General features: G+C 60.4%; 15 protein-coding genes. 7 read left to right on the top strand and 8 right to left on the bottom strand.

Going from position 1 to position 14,952, the window contains the following annotated elements:
• Positions 1-53: 53 nt before the first annotated feature.
• The 6 genes from HEP82_RS16920 (at position 54) to HEP82_RS16895 (ending at position 9,012) form a co-directional block, all read left to right on the top strand.
• Entirely contained in the window at positions 54-1,934 is a 1,881-nt protein-coding gene (locus tag HEP82_RS16920; RefSeq protein WP_192459157.1) for a beta-glucoside-specific PTS transporter subunit IIABC, read from the top strand.
• A 16-nt stretch (positions 1,935-1,950) separates the two neighbouring features.
• Positions 1,951-3,420, top strand: coding sequence for a glycoside hydrolase family 1 protein (locus HEP82_RS16915; RefSeq protein ID WP_192459156.1), 1,470 nt, complete (start codon positions 1,951-1,953; stop codon positions 3,418-3,420).
• A 24-nt stretch (positions 3,421-3,444) separates the two neighbouring features.
• A complete protein-coding gene (locus HEP82_RS16910) occupies positions 3,445-4,842 on the top strand; it encodes a glycoside hydrolase family 1 protein (RefSeq protein ID WP_192459155.1) in 1,398 nt (465 codons plus the stop codon).
• Between the two features lie 303 nt (positions 4,843-5,145).
• Positions 5,146-7,308, top strand: a complete 2,163-nt coding sequence (gene aas / locus HEP82_RS16905; protein ID WP_192459154.1) for a bifunctional acyl-ACP--phospholipid O-acyltransferase/long-chain-fatty-acid--ACP ligase — start codon at positions 5,146-5,148, stop codon at positions 7,306-7,308.
• Complete coding sequence (gene lplT, locus HEP82_RS16900; RefSeq protein ID WP_192459153.1) at positions 7,305-8,504, top strand: lysophospholipid transporter LplT; 1,200 nt, start codon at positions 7,305-7,307, stop codon at positions 8,502-8,504. The genes aas and lplT overlap by 4 nt, the downstream gene beginning before the upstream one ends.
• A 31-nt stretch (positions 8,505-8,535) precedes the next feature.
• Positions 8,536-9,012, top strand: a complete 477-nt coding sequence (locus HEP82_RS16895) for a GNAT family N-acetyltransferase (RefSeq protein ID WP_192459152.1) — start codon at positions 8,536-8,538, stop codon at positions 9,010-9,012.
• A 59-nt stretch (positions 9,013-9,071) separates the two neighbouring features.
• Here the strand turns inward: HEP82_RS16895 and HEP82_RS16890 are convergent, their stop codons facing one another.
• The 8 genes from HEP82_RS16890 to HEP82_RS16855 form a co-directional block, all read right to left on the bottom strand.
• On the bottom strand, positions 9,072-9,200 hold the full coding sequence (locus HEP82_RS16890) for an entericidin A/B family lipoprotein (protein WP_012764399.1): 129 nt from the start codon (positions 9,198-9,200) through the stop codon (positions 9,072-9,074).
• Positions 9,201-9,260: 60 nt separating this feature from the next.
• Positions 9,261-9,479 carry a hypothetical protein gene (locus tag HEP82_RS16885; RefSeq protein ID WP_192459151.1) on the bottom strand — a complete coding sequence of 73 codons (219 nt, stop codon included), beginning with the start codon at positions 9,477-9,479 and terminating at the stop codon, positions 9,261-9,263.
• Positions 9,480-9,519: 40 nt separating this feature from the next.
• Positions 9,520-10,656, bottom strand: a complete 1,137-nt coding sequence (hemW, locus tag HEP82_RS16880; RefSeq protein ID WP_192459150.1) for a radical SAM family heme chaperone HemW — start codon at positions 10,654-10,656, stop codon at positions 9,520-9,522.
• Positions 10,649-11,242, bottom strand: a complete 594-nt coding sequence (gene rdgB / locus HEP82_RS16875; RefSeq protein ID WP_192459149.1) for an RdgB/HAM1 family non-canonical purine NTP pyrophosphatase — start codon at positions 11,240-11,242, stop codon at positions 10,649-10,651. The genes hemW and rdgB overlap by 8 nt, the downstream gene beginning before the upstream one ends.
• 103 nt (positions 11,243-11,345) lie before the next feature.
• Complete coding sequence (yggU, locus tag HEP82_RS16870) at positions 11,346-11,645, bottom strand: DUF167 family protein YggU (RefSeq protein WP_192459148.1); 300 nt, start codon at positions 11,643-11,645, stop codon at positions 11,346-11,348.
• On the bottom strand, positions 11,642-12,196 hold the full coding sequence (locus HEP82_RS16865; RefSeq protein ID WP_192459147.1) for a YggT family protein: 555 nt from the start codon (positions 12,194-12,196) through the stop codon (positions 11,642-11,644). The genes yggU and HEP82_RS16865 overlap by 4 nt, the downstream gene beginning before the upstream one ends.
• Positions 12,197-12,238: 42 nt before the next feature.
• Complete coding sequence (gene proC / locus HEP82_RS16860; RefSeq protein WP_192459146.1) at positions 12,239-13,057, bottom strand: pyrroline-5-carboxylate reductase; 819 nt, start codon at positions 13,055-13,057, stop codon at positions 12,239-12,241.
• A gap of 27 nt (positions 13,058-13,084) precedes the next feature.
• Positions 13,085-13,810, bottom strand: a complete 726-nt coding sequence (locus HEP82_RS16855; RefSeq protein ID WP_192459145.1) for a YggS family pyridoxal phosphate-dependent enzyme — start codon at positions 13,808-13,810, stop codon at positions 13,085-13,087.
• A 23-nt stretch (positions 13,811-13,833) separates the two neighbouring features.
• Here HEP82_RS16855 and HEP82_RS16850 point away from each other — a divergent pair, with 23 nt between their 5' ends.
• Positions 13,834-14,874, top strand: a complete 1,041-nt coding sequence (locus HEP82_RS16850) for a type IV pilus twitching motility protein PilT (RefSeq protein WP_192459144.1) — start codon at positions 13,834-13,836, stop codon at positions 14,872-14,874.
• The last annotated feature ends 78 nt before the right edge of the window (positions 14,875-14,952 follow it).

Here is a 14,952-nt window from a genome sequence, read left to right as displayed (position 1 = left end):
TCGGGCGGTTGTTGCCGAAATCGTAAGATTTCTTTCTGGAAAGAGGAATTGTCATGTCCACGAATTATCAGGAGACAGCAAAGAATATCGTGGCCCTTATTGGCGGGGCGGAAAATATTCAACAGGTTTTTCACTGTATTACCCGGTTGCGTTTTTACGTACACGATAATCAACACATTAACCGGGACGGCCTGGAAGCATTAGACGGCGTGATTGGTATCAATGTTGCCGGCGAGCAGTTTCAGGTCATCATCGGCAATGAAGTCGCCGACGTCTACCGGGCGCTGGTGCAGCAGTTCCCGCTGCTGGCGCGTCAGGCGCCCGAAAAACCCGCCGCCGGGAAATCACGTCATCCGGTTTCCGCGTTGCTGGAGGCGTTTTCCAGTATCTTCTCCCCGATCATCCCCGCCATTGCCGGGGCCGGTATTCTGAAAGGGATTCTGTCGCTGCTGATCGCCCTGAAATGGGTATCCGCCACCAACCAGACCTACCTGATACTGTCGGCCATCAGCGACGGCATCTTCTATTTTATGCCGCTGGTGCTGGCGTTCAGCGCGGCTCATAAATTTGGCTGCAACCCGTATGTGGCGGTGGCACTGGCCGCGACGCTGCTGCATCCCACGCTGATGAAGCTCTTCCAGGGCGGCGGTGAGATCGCCTTTCTGGGGCTGCCGGTGTCGCCGGTTTCCTACGCCTCGTCGGTGATCCCGATCCTGCTGGCGGTATGGCTGATGTCCTGGGTGGAACGAGGGGTCGATCGCATCATGCCCGGCGCGCTGAAAACCATGTTCGTCCCGTTGTTTACCCTGCTGATCGTCGCGCCGGTAATGCTGATCGCCATTGGGCCGCTCGGTATTCTGGTCGGCAACCACCTCTCGACCGGCATCGTTTGGCTGGTGGACAACATGGGTATCGTCGCGGGTCTGGTGCTGGGCGGTACCTTGTCGATGATTATCATCACCGGCATGCACTATGTGCTGATCCCCATCATGATCAACAACATCAGCAAGATGGGGTTCGATCCCTTCAAGATTATTTTCTATGTGGCCAACATGGGGCAGGCCGGCGCAGCGTTCGGCGTCTTCCTGCGTGCCCGCGACAAGAAAACCAAGTCGCTGGCGCTGTCGACCAGCCTGACCGCCACCATGGGCATCACCGAACCGGCGATGTACGGCATCAACATCCGCTTCAAACGTCCGTTCGCCGCCGCATTGATCGGCGGTGCCTGCGGCGGCTCCTTCGCCATGTTTTTCGGCGTGAAAACCTATGCGTTCGCCTTGAGCGGGTTGCCGGGCTTGCCCGCGCTGGTGGGGCCGACCTTCCTTTACGCGCTGGCGAGCATGGCGATTTCCTTCACGACCGCGGCGGTAGTGACCTGCGTGCTGGGGTTTGAAGAAAAAACCCCAGCCACGGCGGCAACGTCGGTTGGGCAATCGGTCGCCCCCGCCACGCCGGTGGTGTTGGGCAACCATAACGAACAACTGTTTGCGCCGGTGGCCGGGCGGGTGATGTCGCTGCGTGAGCTGAGCGACCCGGTTTTCTCGGAGGAGATCTTCGGCAAAGGCATCGCCATCTACCCGGAAAACGGCGAGCTGCTGTCGCCGGTGAACGGCCGGTTGGAGTCGGTATTTGATACCAACCACGCGCTGACGCTCAAAAGCGATACCGGTGCCGAAGTGCTGATCCATATCGGCATTGATACCGTCAAGTTGGGAGGGCGCCATTTCGTCCGTCACGCCCAGCCGGGACAGATGGTGGAGGTGGGCGAACCGCTGGTGAGCTTCGATCTTGACGCGCTACGGGAAGAGGGTATCGACCCGAGTGTGATCGTGATCGTCACCAATACGGAATGCTATGGCGAGGTGCTGCCGCTGTTGCAGGGGGCGGTTCACCCGCGCGAAGCCTTTATGACATTGACCGTTGCGGCGGCCTGAGGGAGAGGAGAACAAGATGAGCGTATCAAACGCATTTCCGCCGGATTTTCTGTGGGGCGGGGCCACGGCGGCCAATCAGCTGGAAGGTGCTTGGAACGTCGGCGGCAAGGGGTTATCGGTGTCGGACGTGTATACCTTCGATAGCCAGACGCCCAAGGAACGCTGGCTGGATCAATGGTTGTTCATGACCCATCAGCAGGTGGCGCAAGCCCAGGATCCACACAGCAAAAAGTATTACCCGAAGCGCAAGGGCAACGGCTTTTACTATCACTACAAGGAAGATATCGCGCTGTTTGCCGAAATGGGCTTCACATGCTTCCGCATGTCTATCGCCTGGACTCGCATCTTCCCGCGCGGCGACGAAATCGAGCCGAATGAGGCCGGGCTGGCGTTCTACGATCGGGTGCTCGATACCCTGTTGGCACACCATATTCAGCCGATTGTCTCGCTGTCACACTATGAAATGCCGCTGTGTCTGGTGACGGAATACGGCGGCTGGCCGAACCGCAAACTGGTCGATTTCTATGTGCGCTTCGCCACCACGGTCTTTGAGCGCTACAAACACAAGGTCAAATACTGGATGACCTTTAACGAAATCAACTGTGTCAAACACCATCCTTACGTCAGCGTCGGGGTGATCGAAGAGGATCACCCTCACCTGGAGCAGGATAAATACCAGGGGGCGCACCACCAATTTGTCGCCAGCGCGTTGGCGACCAAGGCGTGCCACCAGATTATTCCCGGCTCTCAGGTGGGCTGCATGATCAGCTACCAGATCCTCTACCCCAACACCTGCCACCCGGATGATTTACAGGCCTGCGAAGAGGCGCAGCGGGTATCGCTGTTTTTCAGCGACGTGCAGGCGCGCGGCTATTATCCGGCTTATACCGACCGCATGCTGGCGGAGAAGGGCGTGGTGCTGCAAAAACAGCAAGGGGATGACGAAATCCTGCGGCAATACCCGGTGGATTACGTGTCGTTCAGCTATTACATGTCCAGCACTGTCAGCGCACACCCGGAACGGCTGGAAGGCGTCACCGGCAACCTGATCACCGGCGGTATCCGTAATCCCTATCTGCCCACCAGCGAATGGGGTTGGCAGATAGACCCGCAAGGGCTGCGGCTGGCGCTCAACCAACTGTACGATCGCTACCAGAAGCCGCTGTTCATCGCCGAAAACGGGCTGGGAGCGGTGGACACCGTCAACCCGGACGGCACCATCGACGACGAGTATCGTATCGACTACCTGCGTCAGCATGTGGAACAGATGAAAGAGGCGCTGGCGGACGGGGTGAAACTGTTCGGTTACACCTGGTGGGGGCCGATCGACGTGGTTAGCGCCGGCACGGCGCAAATTTCCAAACGCTACGGTTTTATCTACGTCGATCAAGACGACGATGGCCACGGTACCCAGCAGCGTACGCGCAAGAAGAGCTTTTACTGGTATCGCAAACTGATCGCCACCAACGGCGACGATCTCTCCTGATTGACGGTGCGTTAAGGAGCAACCATGACACGTTTCCCGCAAGGGTTTTTATGGGGCGGCGCCATCGCCGCCAATCAGGCGGAGGGCGCCTGGAATGAGGACGGCAAGGGGCCGTCGATCGCCGATGTGGTGCGCGGCGGTATCGTGGCGGGCAAGCCGGATGCGGCCGTTGACCCCACGCAGTATTACCCCAGCCACGAAGCGATTGATTTTTATCATCACTATCAGGACGACATCGCCCTGTTCGCCGAAATGGGGTTCAAATGCTTTCGTACCTCGATCGCCTGGTCGCGCATTTTTCCGCAAGGGGATGAAACCGAGCCCAATGAAGCCGGCTTGCAGTTTTACGATCGGCTGTTTGACGAACTGCTCAAATACGGCATTGAACCGGTGATCACGTTGTCGCATTACGAAACGCCGCTGGCGCTGTATCAGCGTTATGGCGGCTGGCAGGATCGTCGGCTGATCGATTTTTTCATCCGCTACTGCGAGACGGTATTCCAGCGCTATCGGGATAAGGTGAAATATTGGATGACGTTCAACGAACTCAACAATATGCACCGTATTCCGTTTGCCACCGGCGCAATACAGCCTGAACCGGAAGCGCGGTTGCAGGCGATTTATCAGGCCAGCCACCATATGTTCGTCGCCAACGCGCTGGCGAACCAGCTGTGTCACCGGATTATTCCGCAGGCCAAAATCGGCTGCATGCTGTCGCTCAGCACTCTGTATCCCCATAGCTGTCATCCGGACGATGTGTTCGCCACCATGCAGATCCGCCGCCGATCGCTGTTCTACGCCGATGTCATGATGCGCGGCCACTACCCGGCTTACAGTCAGCGGATATGGCGTGAACATGGCATTGAACTGGCGATGGAAGAGGGCGATCTGGCGTTGCTGGCGGCGCACCCGTCGGACTATCTCGGCTTCAGCTACTACCGCAGCGCCACCTATCAGGCCGATATGCCGGTGCTGGCGGATACCGGCGGCGTGGTGGGGTTGGATAACCCCTACCTGAAAAGCAGCGCCTGGGGCTGGACTATCGACCCGAAAGGGCTGCGGCAGGTGTGTAACGAGCTGGCGGATCGTTATGAAAAACCACTGTTTATCGTCGAGAACGGCTTTGGCGCGGTGGATACGCCGGACGCGGACGGTGCCATCAACGACGACGATCGCATCAGCTATGGCCGCCAGCACTTGCAGGAGGTGGCGGAAGCTATCGCCGACGGCTGCGAGATCATGGGGTATACCTGGTGGGGGCCGATCGATATCGTCAGTGCGGGCACCGGCGAAATGAAAAAGCGCTACGGTTTTATCTACGTGGATAAAGACAATGACGGCCAGGGTACGCTGGCGCGCCGTAAGAAAAAGAGCTTCGACTGGTATCGTCAGGTGATTGCGACCAACGGCGAGCAGCTCTGACCTGCTCGGGCCATCGTTATCTGTCGGTTCGCCGGCGGATGACGATGCCCACATTCGCTGCCCGGCGGCGTTTTCTCGCCGTCATATCCCTCCTGTACCGCCTGCCTTGGGCGCTCGACATTTCGGGTTGATTTTCCTGCCTTCCTGCCGGTTATTCTGGAGCCACTTCCGTGGCTATAGTATGGTGAGCGCTTTGTTTCACCGACGGGATGACGTGGTTTCGGCCGCGCCCGGCGTGTGGTGAATAAGCACAGTATTGGCGGGTTAACGCCGAGCATCGGTCAACGTTTATAGGGGGGTGGGATGATTTATGCCTTTTTACGCTGGTTGCTGAAACACCTGTACCGGATTCGGATCTCAGGGGATGAAAGTGGTTTCCAGCAGTCAAAGTTATTAATTACCCCAAACCATGTGTCTTTTCTGGATGGCGCGTTGATGGCGTTGTTTCTGCCGGTGAAAAGCAAACCGGTGTTCGCGGTCTATTCCGCCATCGCCGATCGCTGGTTCATGCGTTGGTTGAAGCCCTATATCGATTTTCTGCCGTTGGATCCGTCAAAACCGTTGGCGATCAAACAGCTGATCCGGTTGGTGGAGCAAGGGCGTCCGGTGGTGGTGTTTCCGGAAGGACGCATCACCGTGACTGGCTCGCTGATGAAGATATACAGCGGCGCGGCGTTGGTGGCTGCCCGCTCTGGCGCGGCCGTGGTGCCGGTGCGGATTGAAGGGCCGGAGTTCACCCATTTCGGCCGTCTTGGCGACGTACTGCGGCGTCGGCTGTTTCCGCAGATCGCCATTCATTTTCTGTCGCCGAGCCCCTTGCCGATGCCGAACGCCCCCACCGCGCGGGAGCGCCGCGAACTGGCGGGCGAAGCGTTGCATCGCATCATGATGGAAGCGCGCATGGCGGTGCGGCCGAGGCATACGCTGTATCAGGCGTTTTTGGCCGCTTGCGCCCGCTATGGCTATCACGCCGGTGGTATTGAAGATATCGCCTTTAAACCGGACAGTTACCACGGGCTGCTGAAAAAATCGTTGGGCGTGGCGCGCATTCTGCAACGCTTCACCGCTGAGCGCGAGCACGTCGGGCTGCTGTTGCCCAACGCCACAGTGACTGCCGCCGCGATTCTGGGGGCGTCGTTGAGCGACCGCGTACCGGCAATGCTGAATTACACCGCCGGCGCCAGCGGTATTCGCAGCGCCATGACGGCCGCCAGCATTCGTACTATCGTGACGTCGCGGCAGTTTCTGGAGAAAGGCAAGCTCACCCATCTGCCGCAGCAGGTCAAAGAAGCCAACTGGGTTTATCTGGAAGATCTGAAGGATACCGTGACGCTGGCGGATCGGGGGTGGATCTTGTTGCATCTGTTGTTGCCTGCCCGTGCTATTCGCCCGCAGCAGCCGGAAGACGCCGCCATTATCCTGTTTACCTCCGGTTCGGAAGGCCATCCGAAGGGGGTGGTGCACTCCCACAATAGCCTGTTGGCCAACGTGGAGCAGATCCGCACCGTGGCGGATTTCACCCCGCGCGACCGTTTTATGTCGTCGCTGCCGCTGTTTCACGCCTTTGGCCTGACCGTCGGGTTGCTGACGCCGCTGCTTACCGGCGCCAAAGTCTTTCTCTACCCCAGCCCATTGCATTACCGCATCGTGCCGGAGCTGACCTACGACCGGAACTGTACCGTACTGTTCGGTACCTCGACCTTTCTGGGGCATTACGCCCGGTTTGCACATCCTTACGATTTCGCCCGTCTGCGCTATGTGGTGGCCGGGGCGGAAAAACTGTCGGAAAGTACGCGACAAATCTGGCAGGACAAATTCGGCATCCGCATTCTGGAAGGGTACGGCGTGACCGAATGCGCGCCGGTGGTTGCCATCAATGTGCCGATGGCCTGTAAGCGACAGACGGTGGGCCGCTTGTTGCCCGGTATCGAATCCCGGCTGATTCCGGTGCCCGGCATCCATCAGGGTGGGCAGTTGCAACTGCGTGGGCCGAATGTGATGAAAGGCTACCTGCGGGTGGAACAGCCCGGCGAGCTGGAAACGCCGGCGGCGGACAACGCACAGGGCGTACGCGAAGCCGGCTGGTATGACACCGGAGACGTGGTCGAACTGGACGAACAGGGGTTCTGCGCCATCGTCGGCCGCGTGAAGCGCTTTGCCAAACTGGCCGGAGAGATGGTCTCGCTAGAAGGTGTCGAACAGTTGGCCTTGCTGGCATCGCCTGCGGCGCAGCATGCCGCCAGCGCTCGCAGCGATAGCGGCAAAGGCGAAGCGCTGGTGCTGTTTACCACCGACGCCGGGCTGACCCGCGATGCGCTGCTGGCCGAGGCACGCCGTAGCGGCGCGCCGGAGCTGATGGTGCCACGCGATATTCGCTATATGAAAACGCTGCCGTTGCTCGGCAGCGGCAAACCGGATTTTGTCGCGCTCAGAGCGCTGGCGGAGTACAAGGAGCCGTTGGTATGAACGCCTCGTCCGTTGCGCGCGTCGGTCTGTTTTCCCGCAGTATGAATGCGGTCATGGTGGCGCAGTTTTTTTCCGCGTTCGGCGACAACGCATTGCTGTTCGCCACGCTGGCGCTGGTGAAGGCGCAGCACTACCCCGACTGGAGCCAGCCGTTTCTGCAAATGGGGTTCGTGGCGGCCTACATTGTGTTGGCGCCGTTTGTCGGGCAGTTTGCCGACAGTTTCGCCAAGGGACGGGTGATGCTGCTGGCCAATGGTCTGAAACTGGCGGGCGCGTTGCTGATCTGTTTCGGTGGCAACCCGTTTTTGGGTTATACGTTGGTGGGGCTGGGGGCGGCGGCCTATTCGCCCGCCAAATACGGCATTCTGGGCGAGCTGACCCGCGGCGACCAACTGGTCAAGGCTAATGGCCTGATGGAAGCGTCGACGATCGCGGCGATCCTGACCGGTTCCGTTGCGGGTGGCGTGCTGGCGGACTGGAACATTTACGGCGCGCTGGCGGCCTGTGCGCTGGCGTATGGCGCGGCGCTGGCCGCCAACCTGCTGATTCCGCGTCTGGCGGCGGCGCGTCCCGGTTTGTCCTGGCATCCGGCGCGCATGACCCGCTCGTTTCTCTGCGCCTGCCGGGCGCTGTGGCAAAATGGCGAGACCCGTTTTTCTCTGGTCGGCACCGGCATGTTTTGGGGGGCGGGCGTGGTGCTGCGCTTTCTGCTGGTGCTGTGGGTGCCGCTGGCGCTGGGCATCAGCGACAATTCTACGCCGACCTTGCTGAACGCCATGGTGGCGGTGGGGATCGTGCTTGGCGCGGCGGCGGCGGGGAAACTGGTTTCGCTGCAAAAAGTTTGGCGCTGCCTGCCCGCCGGGGTGCTGATCGGCGTGATGGTGGTGGTGTTTACCTTGCAACATAGCCTGATCAACGCTTACGGTTGCCTGATGGTGTTGGGCGCGCTGGGCGGTTTTTTCATCGTGCCGCTCAACGCCTTGTTGCAAGAGCGCGGGCGGGAAAGCGTCGGCGCAGGCAATGCCATTGCGGTGCAGAATCTGGGGGAAAACACCGCCATGCTGTTGATGCTGGCGGTATATTCGCTGGTGGTGAAACTGGGTGTGCCGGTGGTCGCCATTGGTGTGGCATTTGGCGTGCTGTTCGCGCTGGCGATTGTCGGGCTGTGGGCGTGGATGGCGATAAAACAGCGCTAACAGGCGCGGGAATAAGTACGGAGAGTCACAAGTGGCAACGAATCTGACCTGGCATGACTGGGATATCAAAGAACTGAATCTGTATGCGCTGTATGACATTCTGACGTTGCGCAGCCAGGTGTTTGTCGTTGAACAACAATGTGCTTATCAGGATCTGGATGGTTTGGATCTGGTGGATGGCAATCGCCACGTCACCGCCTGGCTGAATGGCAAACTGGTGGCCTGCGCCCGGTTGCTGGCGCCTCGTCCGGGGCGCGATGCCGTGACTATTGGTCGGGTTGTTGTTTCTCCCGCAGTGCGCGGGCAGCGGGTCGGGCACCAGTTGATGGAACATGCTATTCAGGCTTGCGCCCGCCACTGGCCGGGGAAAGCGCTGTTTCTTTCCGCGCAGGCCCATTTGCAGCATTTCTATGAGCAGCACGGGTTTGGCGTATGCGGCGATGGCTACGACGAGGACGGTATTGCGCACCTGCCGATGCAATCGCCGGCCCAGCCGACGCACGGTTGAACCGAGGGGGCGATGTCAGGGGGACTCCCGCCCGACGCGCTGGCGGCGTCGGGCAAGGATTAATTGGCGGTGCGGGAGATGGCGCCGCCGAGTTTCTGAACATCCTGGCCAAAGCCACGGGCGGTATTACAGCCGCTGAGGCTGGCGGCCAGCAGCAGCACCATGATCATGGCGGTTATCGTTTTCATTGTCGGTATCCTTTGCTGACGCTTTTCCCGCGTGGGGGGAAAAGCCCTGTCTCTACTTTGTCATAATCGATCGCCGGGATTCAATGCGGGCCGCACAATGCTTACCGACCCATGCCGGAAACTGTGCCTGGCGTTCTGAATGTCGTCGCTGACGACGAGCGGCGGGCGGGTCTCCCTGAAGACACGCAGCGGGTTTCGCCGCGCTCTACGCACTTCCGCTTCATGCACTTTCACGCCGCGAACGTCCACGCCACACATTTTCATTCCACGTACTTTCATTCCATGCACTACCGCTTCTCACTGGCAACCCGCAGCCGCTTTATTCCGTCAGAAACAGCTCCAGCAATGAATTCAGAAACAGCTTGCCGTGTTGAGTGATCTGCCAGTGGTCGGCGCTTTCCGTCAGGTAGCCCTGGCGCAGCGCGTCGTCGATCTGGCGGCGCACCGCGCTTTCCGGCAGGCCGGTCAGCATGGTGAAATCATTGCGCGGCGCAGCTTCCAGCAGGCGGAAACGGTTCATAAAGTATTCGAACGGCCGATCAGCCATCGCTACCTCATTGCTCTGGTGCAGGTAGTTGCCCTGCATATAGCCGCGCGGGTGGCGGGTTTTGACGGTGCGCAGGATGCGGCCGTCCGCAAACGACAGCTTGCCGTGCGCGCCGCAGCCAATCCCCAGATAGTCGCCGAAACGCCAGTAATTGAGATTGTGACGGCAGCGGTAGCCGGGCTTGGCGTAGGCGGAGGTTTCATACTGCTGATAACCCGCGGTGCTCAACAACTGATGCCCCTGTTCGAAGATGTCCCACAGCGCATCGTCGTCCGGCAGGCGCGGCGGGCGAGAGCCGAACAGGGTATTCGGCTCGATCGTCAGCTGGTACCAGGACAGGTGCGGCGGGTTGAGTTCGATGGCTTGGCGCAGATCGTCCAAGGCTTCTGCCAGCGACTGCTCCGGCAGGCCGTGCATCAGATCCAGATTGACGCTGCCAAGACCCAATCCGGCCGCTAGCTGCGCGGCGCGTTTAGCCTCTTTCGGGCCGTGGATGCGCCCGAGGCGGGTCAGTTTTTCTGCACTGAAGCTCTGCACGCCAATGGAAATGCGGTTGATGCCCGCCTGCTGGTAGCCGTTGAAACGATCGGCTTCCACCGTGCCGGGGTTGGCCTCCATGGTGATCTCGGCGTCGTCCTCCAACGGCAGCCGCGCCCGCACGCCGTCGAGCAGGCGTTGCATGGCTTCGGCGCTGAGCAGGCTCGGCGTGCCGCCGCCGATGAAGATGCTGTGCAGCGGGCGATGGCCGGTCAGCGGCAGATCCGCATCCAGATCCGCCAGTAGGTGCGAGACGTACTCGTCGTGCGGCACGTTTCCCTTCAAGGCGTGCGAGTTGAAATCGCAGTAAGGGCATTTCTGCACACACCACGGGATGTGGATATACAGGCTGAGCGGCGGCAACTTAAGCATGGCGCAGCGTGTCCAGCAGCAGACGCAGCGCCTGCCCGCGGTGAGAATGGGCGTTCTTTTCCTCGCGGCTCAATTCAGCGGCGGTCTTCCCGAGCGACGGTACCTGAAAGATCGGATCGTAGCCGAACCCGCCTTCACCTGCCGGCGCACGGGTAATCATGCCCTGCCAGCGGCAGTGGCAGACCAGCGGCGTCGGATCGTCGGCGTGGCGCAAATAAACCAGCACGCAGTGGAAGCTGGCTTGGCGCTGTTCATCCGGCACATGTTCCAGCGCCTGCAGCAGTTTCTCCAGATTCTGACGGTCGGTGGCGTCGGGGCCGGAATAACGGGCGGAATAGATACCCGGCGCGCCGCCGAGTGCGTCCACCGCCAGTCCGGAATCGTCGGCGATGGCGGGCAACCCGGTTTTCCGGGCGGCGTGACGGGCTTTCAGGATAGCGTTTTCGATAAAGGTCAGGCCGGTTTCTTCGGCATTGTCCACGTTCAGCGCGGTCTGGGCGATGACGTCAAAACCGACGTCGGCCAGCAGACCGGCCAGCTCACGCACTTTACCGGCGTTACCGGTGGCTAAAACGAGTTTTTGCATTACTGCTCCTGTTATCGTAATCCCCCGTCGGGCGGAGGACGTCGGAAAGGGCGGGTGAAGTCATCAAATGGCGACGGCGGAACCGCCGTCGCAATGGAGAGCGTTATCGATCGGGCAATAGCGCCGCGATAGCCGCTGGAATCGCCTGCGGGGAGTGGATTCTAAGCTGTTTATGCCGCCCAAGCTCCCCTTTTTCGATAGTCACCCGGCTTTTGGCTACGCGGAATTGTTTGGCCATAAATTGGATCAAATGGGCGTTGGCCTGCCCGTCTACCGGCGGCGCGGTGATGGCGACTTTCACTTCGTCGTCGCCATGCAGCCCGACTATCTGGTCGCGGCTGGCTTTCGGCTGAATGTACAGCCGGATCACCAGCGCGTCTTCATCGCGGCTGACGGCACTCACAGCTGGAACCACAGCTCCGGAAACAGATCCATGCCGAGGTAATTCAGCAGATAGAGCAGCAGAATCACCACCATCGGCGAGAAATCCAGCCCGCCGGTGGAAGGCAAAATGCGGCGCACCGGGCTCATCAGCGGTTCGGTCAACTGGTAGAGCATGTAGTCTACCGGGCTGCGGCCTTGGCTGATCCAACTCATCAGCGAACGCACGATGATGACCCAGAACACCAGATAACCGGTGGATTTGATCAGCACCAGCAGCCCCACCAGCAGGTTGATGGGGCTGAGCGCCAGCGCGCCCACCTGAATCAGCAATAACAGCGGGTATTTCAGCGTGGTGAGCAGGAACGCCAGCAACAGCGATGCGCTGTCGATGGGCCCCAGCGACGGAATGATCCGGCGCAGCGGTACGACCACCGGCTGGGTCAGCTTGACCACAAATTGCGCCAGCGGGTTGTAAAAATCACTGTGGGCCCACTGCATCCAGATACGCAGCAGCAGCACCATCACATAGAGGTCAATCAGCGTTTTGGCCAGAAAAGTCAGGGTAAGCATAACGGCAACAGTTCCTTATGGGTCAATGATGTCGGTCGGCAATCAGAACAGCGATTCCATTTCCTGCGCACGCGCAACGGCGGCCTGCATGGCTTGCGCCACGGTGTCGGCCAACTGGCGTTCGTTGAACACCCGCAAGGCGGCGGCGGTGGTACCGCCCTTAGAGGTGACGTTCTCCCGCAGGGTGGACAGCGGCGTATCCGGGCTGGCGGCGACCAGCGCCGCAGCACCGCTGGCGGACTGCTGCACCAGCAAGCGTGCGGTTTCTGCATCAAACCCCTGGCGCAACGCTTCCTGCTGCATGGCTTCCATAAACAGGAAAAAATAGGCCGGCGCGCTGCCTGCGGCGGCGATAATGCCGTTGATGTGCGCTTCTTCTTGTACCCAGCAGATTTTGCCGACGCTGCTCATCAGGTCGGCGGCGAAGCGGCGATCGGCCGCGTCGATGTCGTCCGGCGCGTACATGCCGCTCATGCCGACGCCGACCAGCGACGGCGTATTCGGCATAATGCGTATTATCTGTGCGTCTCCCAGCAACTGGTGAAACCGCGCCAGATTGACCCCGGCGGCGATGGATAGCACCAGTTTGCCGCTGAAATCCACTTGGCGCGCCAGGTCTGCGCATACTTCCGCCATCAGCTGAGGTTTGACCGCCAGCACGATAACGTCGGCGCGTTGGGCGCAGCCGACGTTGTCTGCGCTGCTGGTAATGCCATAGCGCTGAGCCAGCGCGTCGCGGCGGGTCGGCGTGGGGGCGCTGACGCTGATGTTATCCGCAGGATAGTCGCCGTCGATCAGTCCGGCGATGATGGCCTGTGCCATGTTGCCTGCGCCAATAAAGGCAATGTTACGGTGTTCCATCGATCTCTCGCAGTGGTTGGTTGATCATCAAGCGTTGCGGGCCGTTGCCCCGTAATCGCGCGCGCCGAAGATGGCGGTGCCGATGCGTACCAGCGTGCTGCCTGCCTCAATGGCGGCGGCCATATCGTCGGTCATTCCCATGGAGAGGGTGTCGACATGCGCGTGGTCAGCCTGCAACTGCTGAAAAAGGTCGTACATGCGGCGGAAAACCGCCAACTGCCGTTGGTGATCCGCTTCCGGCGCCGGAATCGCCATCAGACCGCGCAGCCGCAGGTTGGGCAGCGCGGCGACGCTGGCGGCCAACGCCGGTAGCTCGTCAGGCAGAATACCGGATTTACTCTCTTCCCGGCTGATATTAATTTGCAACAGTACATTCAGCGGCGGCAGTGTATCCGGGCGCTGTTCGCTCAACCGCTGGGCGATGCGCAGCCGGTCAATGGTGTGGCACCAGTCGAAGTGCTCCGCCACCGGACGACTTTTGTTCGACTGCAACGGCCCGATAAAGTGCCATTCCAGCGCGATGTCTTGGTGCGTCTGGCGGAAATACAGAATTTTTTCCACGCCTTCCTGCACGTAATTTTCCCCAAAGGCACGTTGGCCGGCGGCGATGGCATCTTCGATCGCCGTCACAGGTTTGGTTTTGCTGACGGCAAGCAACGTAATTTCTCCTGGCGCGCGCCCGCAGCGTTCTGCCGCCGCCGAGATTTTCTGCCGCACGTCCTGTAGGTTTTGCTGGACTGTACTTGTAGTCATAGTGATTCAGGAGGTCACTTCATATGGATGTGAGTGAATGGGTGTGCGCTAGTGTAAAACAGAATGCTTCCGATCTGCACCTGTGCAGCGGTCATCCGCCGGTAATGCGTATCGACGGACAATTAGTCAGCGCTCCGCATCAGACATGTGTACGCAGCGCATCGTTGGAAGACTGGTGTCGGCAGTGGCTGGAAGCCAGGCATTGGCGGGCGCTGGCGCGGCACGGCCAGGTGGACTGCGCCTTGACCTTGCCGGACGGCACGCGGTTGCGGCTCAATCTGTTTCGGCAGCGTCATGGTTTGTCGGCGGCGCTGCGTCTGATCCCGCAGACGGCGCCGGACTTGCCCATGCTCGGCGCGCCTGCGGTGGTGGCAACGCTGGCGCAACGGCGCGATGGGCTGATTCTGGTCACGGGTGCCACCGGCAGCGGCAAATCCACCACACTGGCGGCGATGGTGTCGGCGCTTAACCAGCATGACGCGCGGCATATTCTGACGCTGGAGGATCCGATCGAGTATCTGCATGTCAGCCAGCGCTGTTTGATTCAACAGCGGGAGGTCGGTCAACACTGCGACGATTTCGCCAGCGCTCTGCGCGCGGCATTGCGTGAGGACCCGGACGTATTACTACTGGGAGAGCTACGGGATAGCGCCACTATCCGGTTGGCATTAACTGCAGCGGAAACCGGCCATCTGGTGTTGGCGACGCTGCATACCCGCGGCGCGGTGCAGGCGGTGGACCGGCTGGTGGATGTGTTTCCGGCGGAGGAAAAGGCGTTCGTGCGGGCACAGTTGGCCGCCAGCCTACAGGCGGTGGTGGCGCAACGGCTGCTGCCGGGGCTGTGTGGGGGGCGGGTTGCGTTGTTCGAGGTATTGCTGGCCTCTGCGGCGGTGAGCAACCTGATCCGCGAAGGAAAAACGCACCAGTTGCCCGGCATACTGCAAACCGGGAGTGCGACGGGCATGCAAACCTTTGAACAGAGTTACCGGCAACGCTGCCGGGAAGGGCTGTTGCCGGAAGAGGGCGAGGTTTTCCCGGCGATGCCGGCAATCGCGGCGCCTTGAGCATCCGCCCGCCATCGTGTGTGTCGTGGGCCGCCATCCGCCGCGTCACAGCGTGAACTTACGGGCTTGCCGAGCAGC

This window comes from Musicola keenii (assembly GCF_014855505.1).
Lineage (GTDB): Bacteria > Pseudomonadota > Gammaproteobacteria > Enterobacterales > Enterobacteriaceae > Musicola > Musicola paradisiaca.
This window is presented reverse-complemented; position numbering and strand designations above follow the sequence as displayed.

Coding starts and splice junctions, on each gene's coding strand:
- HEP82_RS16915 (WP_192459156.1), top strand. CDS start 1,951: ATGAGCGTATCAAACGCATTTCCGCCGGATTTTCTGTGGGGCGGGGCC.
- rdgB (WP_192459149.1), bottom strand. CDS start 11,242: ATGCAAAAACTCGTTTTAGCCACCGGTAACGCCGGTAAAGTGCGTGAG.
- hemW (WP_192459150.1), bottom strand. CDS start 10,656: ATGCTTAAGTTGCCGCCGCTCAGCCTGTATATCCACATCCCGTGGTGT.
- lplT (WP_192459153.1), top strand. CDS start 7,305: ATGAACGCCTCGTCCGTTGCGCGCGTCGGTCTGTTTTCCCGCAGTATG.
- proC (WP_192459146.1), bottom strand. CDS start 13,057: ATGGAACACCGTAACATTGCCTTTATTGGCGCAGGCAACATGGCACAG.
- HEP82_RS16855 (WP_192459145.1), bottom strand. CDS start 13,810: ATGACTACAAGTACAGTCCAGCAAAACCTACAGGACGTGCGGCAGAAA.
- HEP82_RS16920 (WP_192459157.1), top strand. CDS start 54: ATGTCCACGAATTATCAGGAGACAGCAAAGAATATCGTGGCCCTTATT.
- HEP82_RS16890 (WP_012764399.1), bottom strand. CDS start 9,200: ATGAAAACGATAACCGCCATGATCATGGTGCTGCTGCTGGCCGCCAGC.
- aas (WP_192459154.1), top strand. CDS start 5,146: ATGATTTATGCCTTTTTACGCTGGTTGCTGAAACACCTGTACCGGATT.
- HEP82_RS16850 (WP_192459144.1), top strand. CDS start 13,834: ATGGATGTGAGTGAATGGGTGTGCGCTAGTGTAAAACAGAATGCTTCC.
- HEP82_RS16885 (WP_192459151.1), bottom strand. CDS start 9,479: ATGAAAGTACGTGGAATGAAAATGTGTGGCGTGGACGTTCGCGGCGTG.
- HEP82_RS16865 (WP_192459147.1), bottom strand. CDS start 12,196: ATGCTTACCCTGACTTTTCTGGCCAAAACGCTGATTGACCTCTATGTG.
- HEP82_RS16910 (WP_192459155.1), top strand. CDS start 3,445: ATGACACGTTTCCCGCAAGGGTTTTTATGGGGCGGCGCCATCGCCGCC.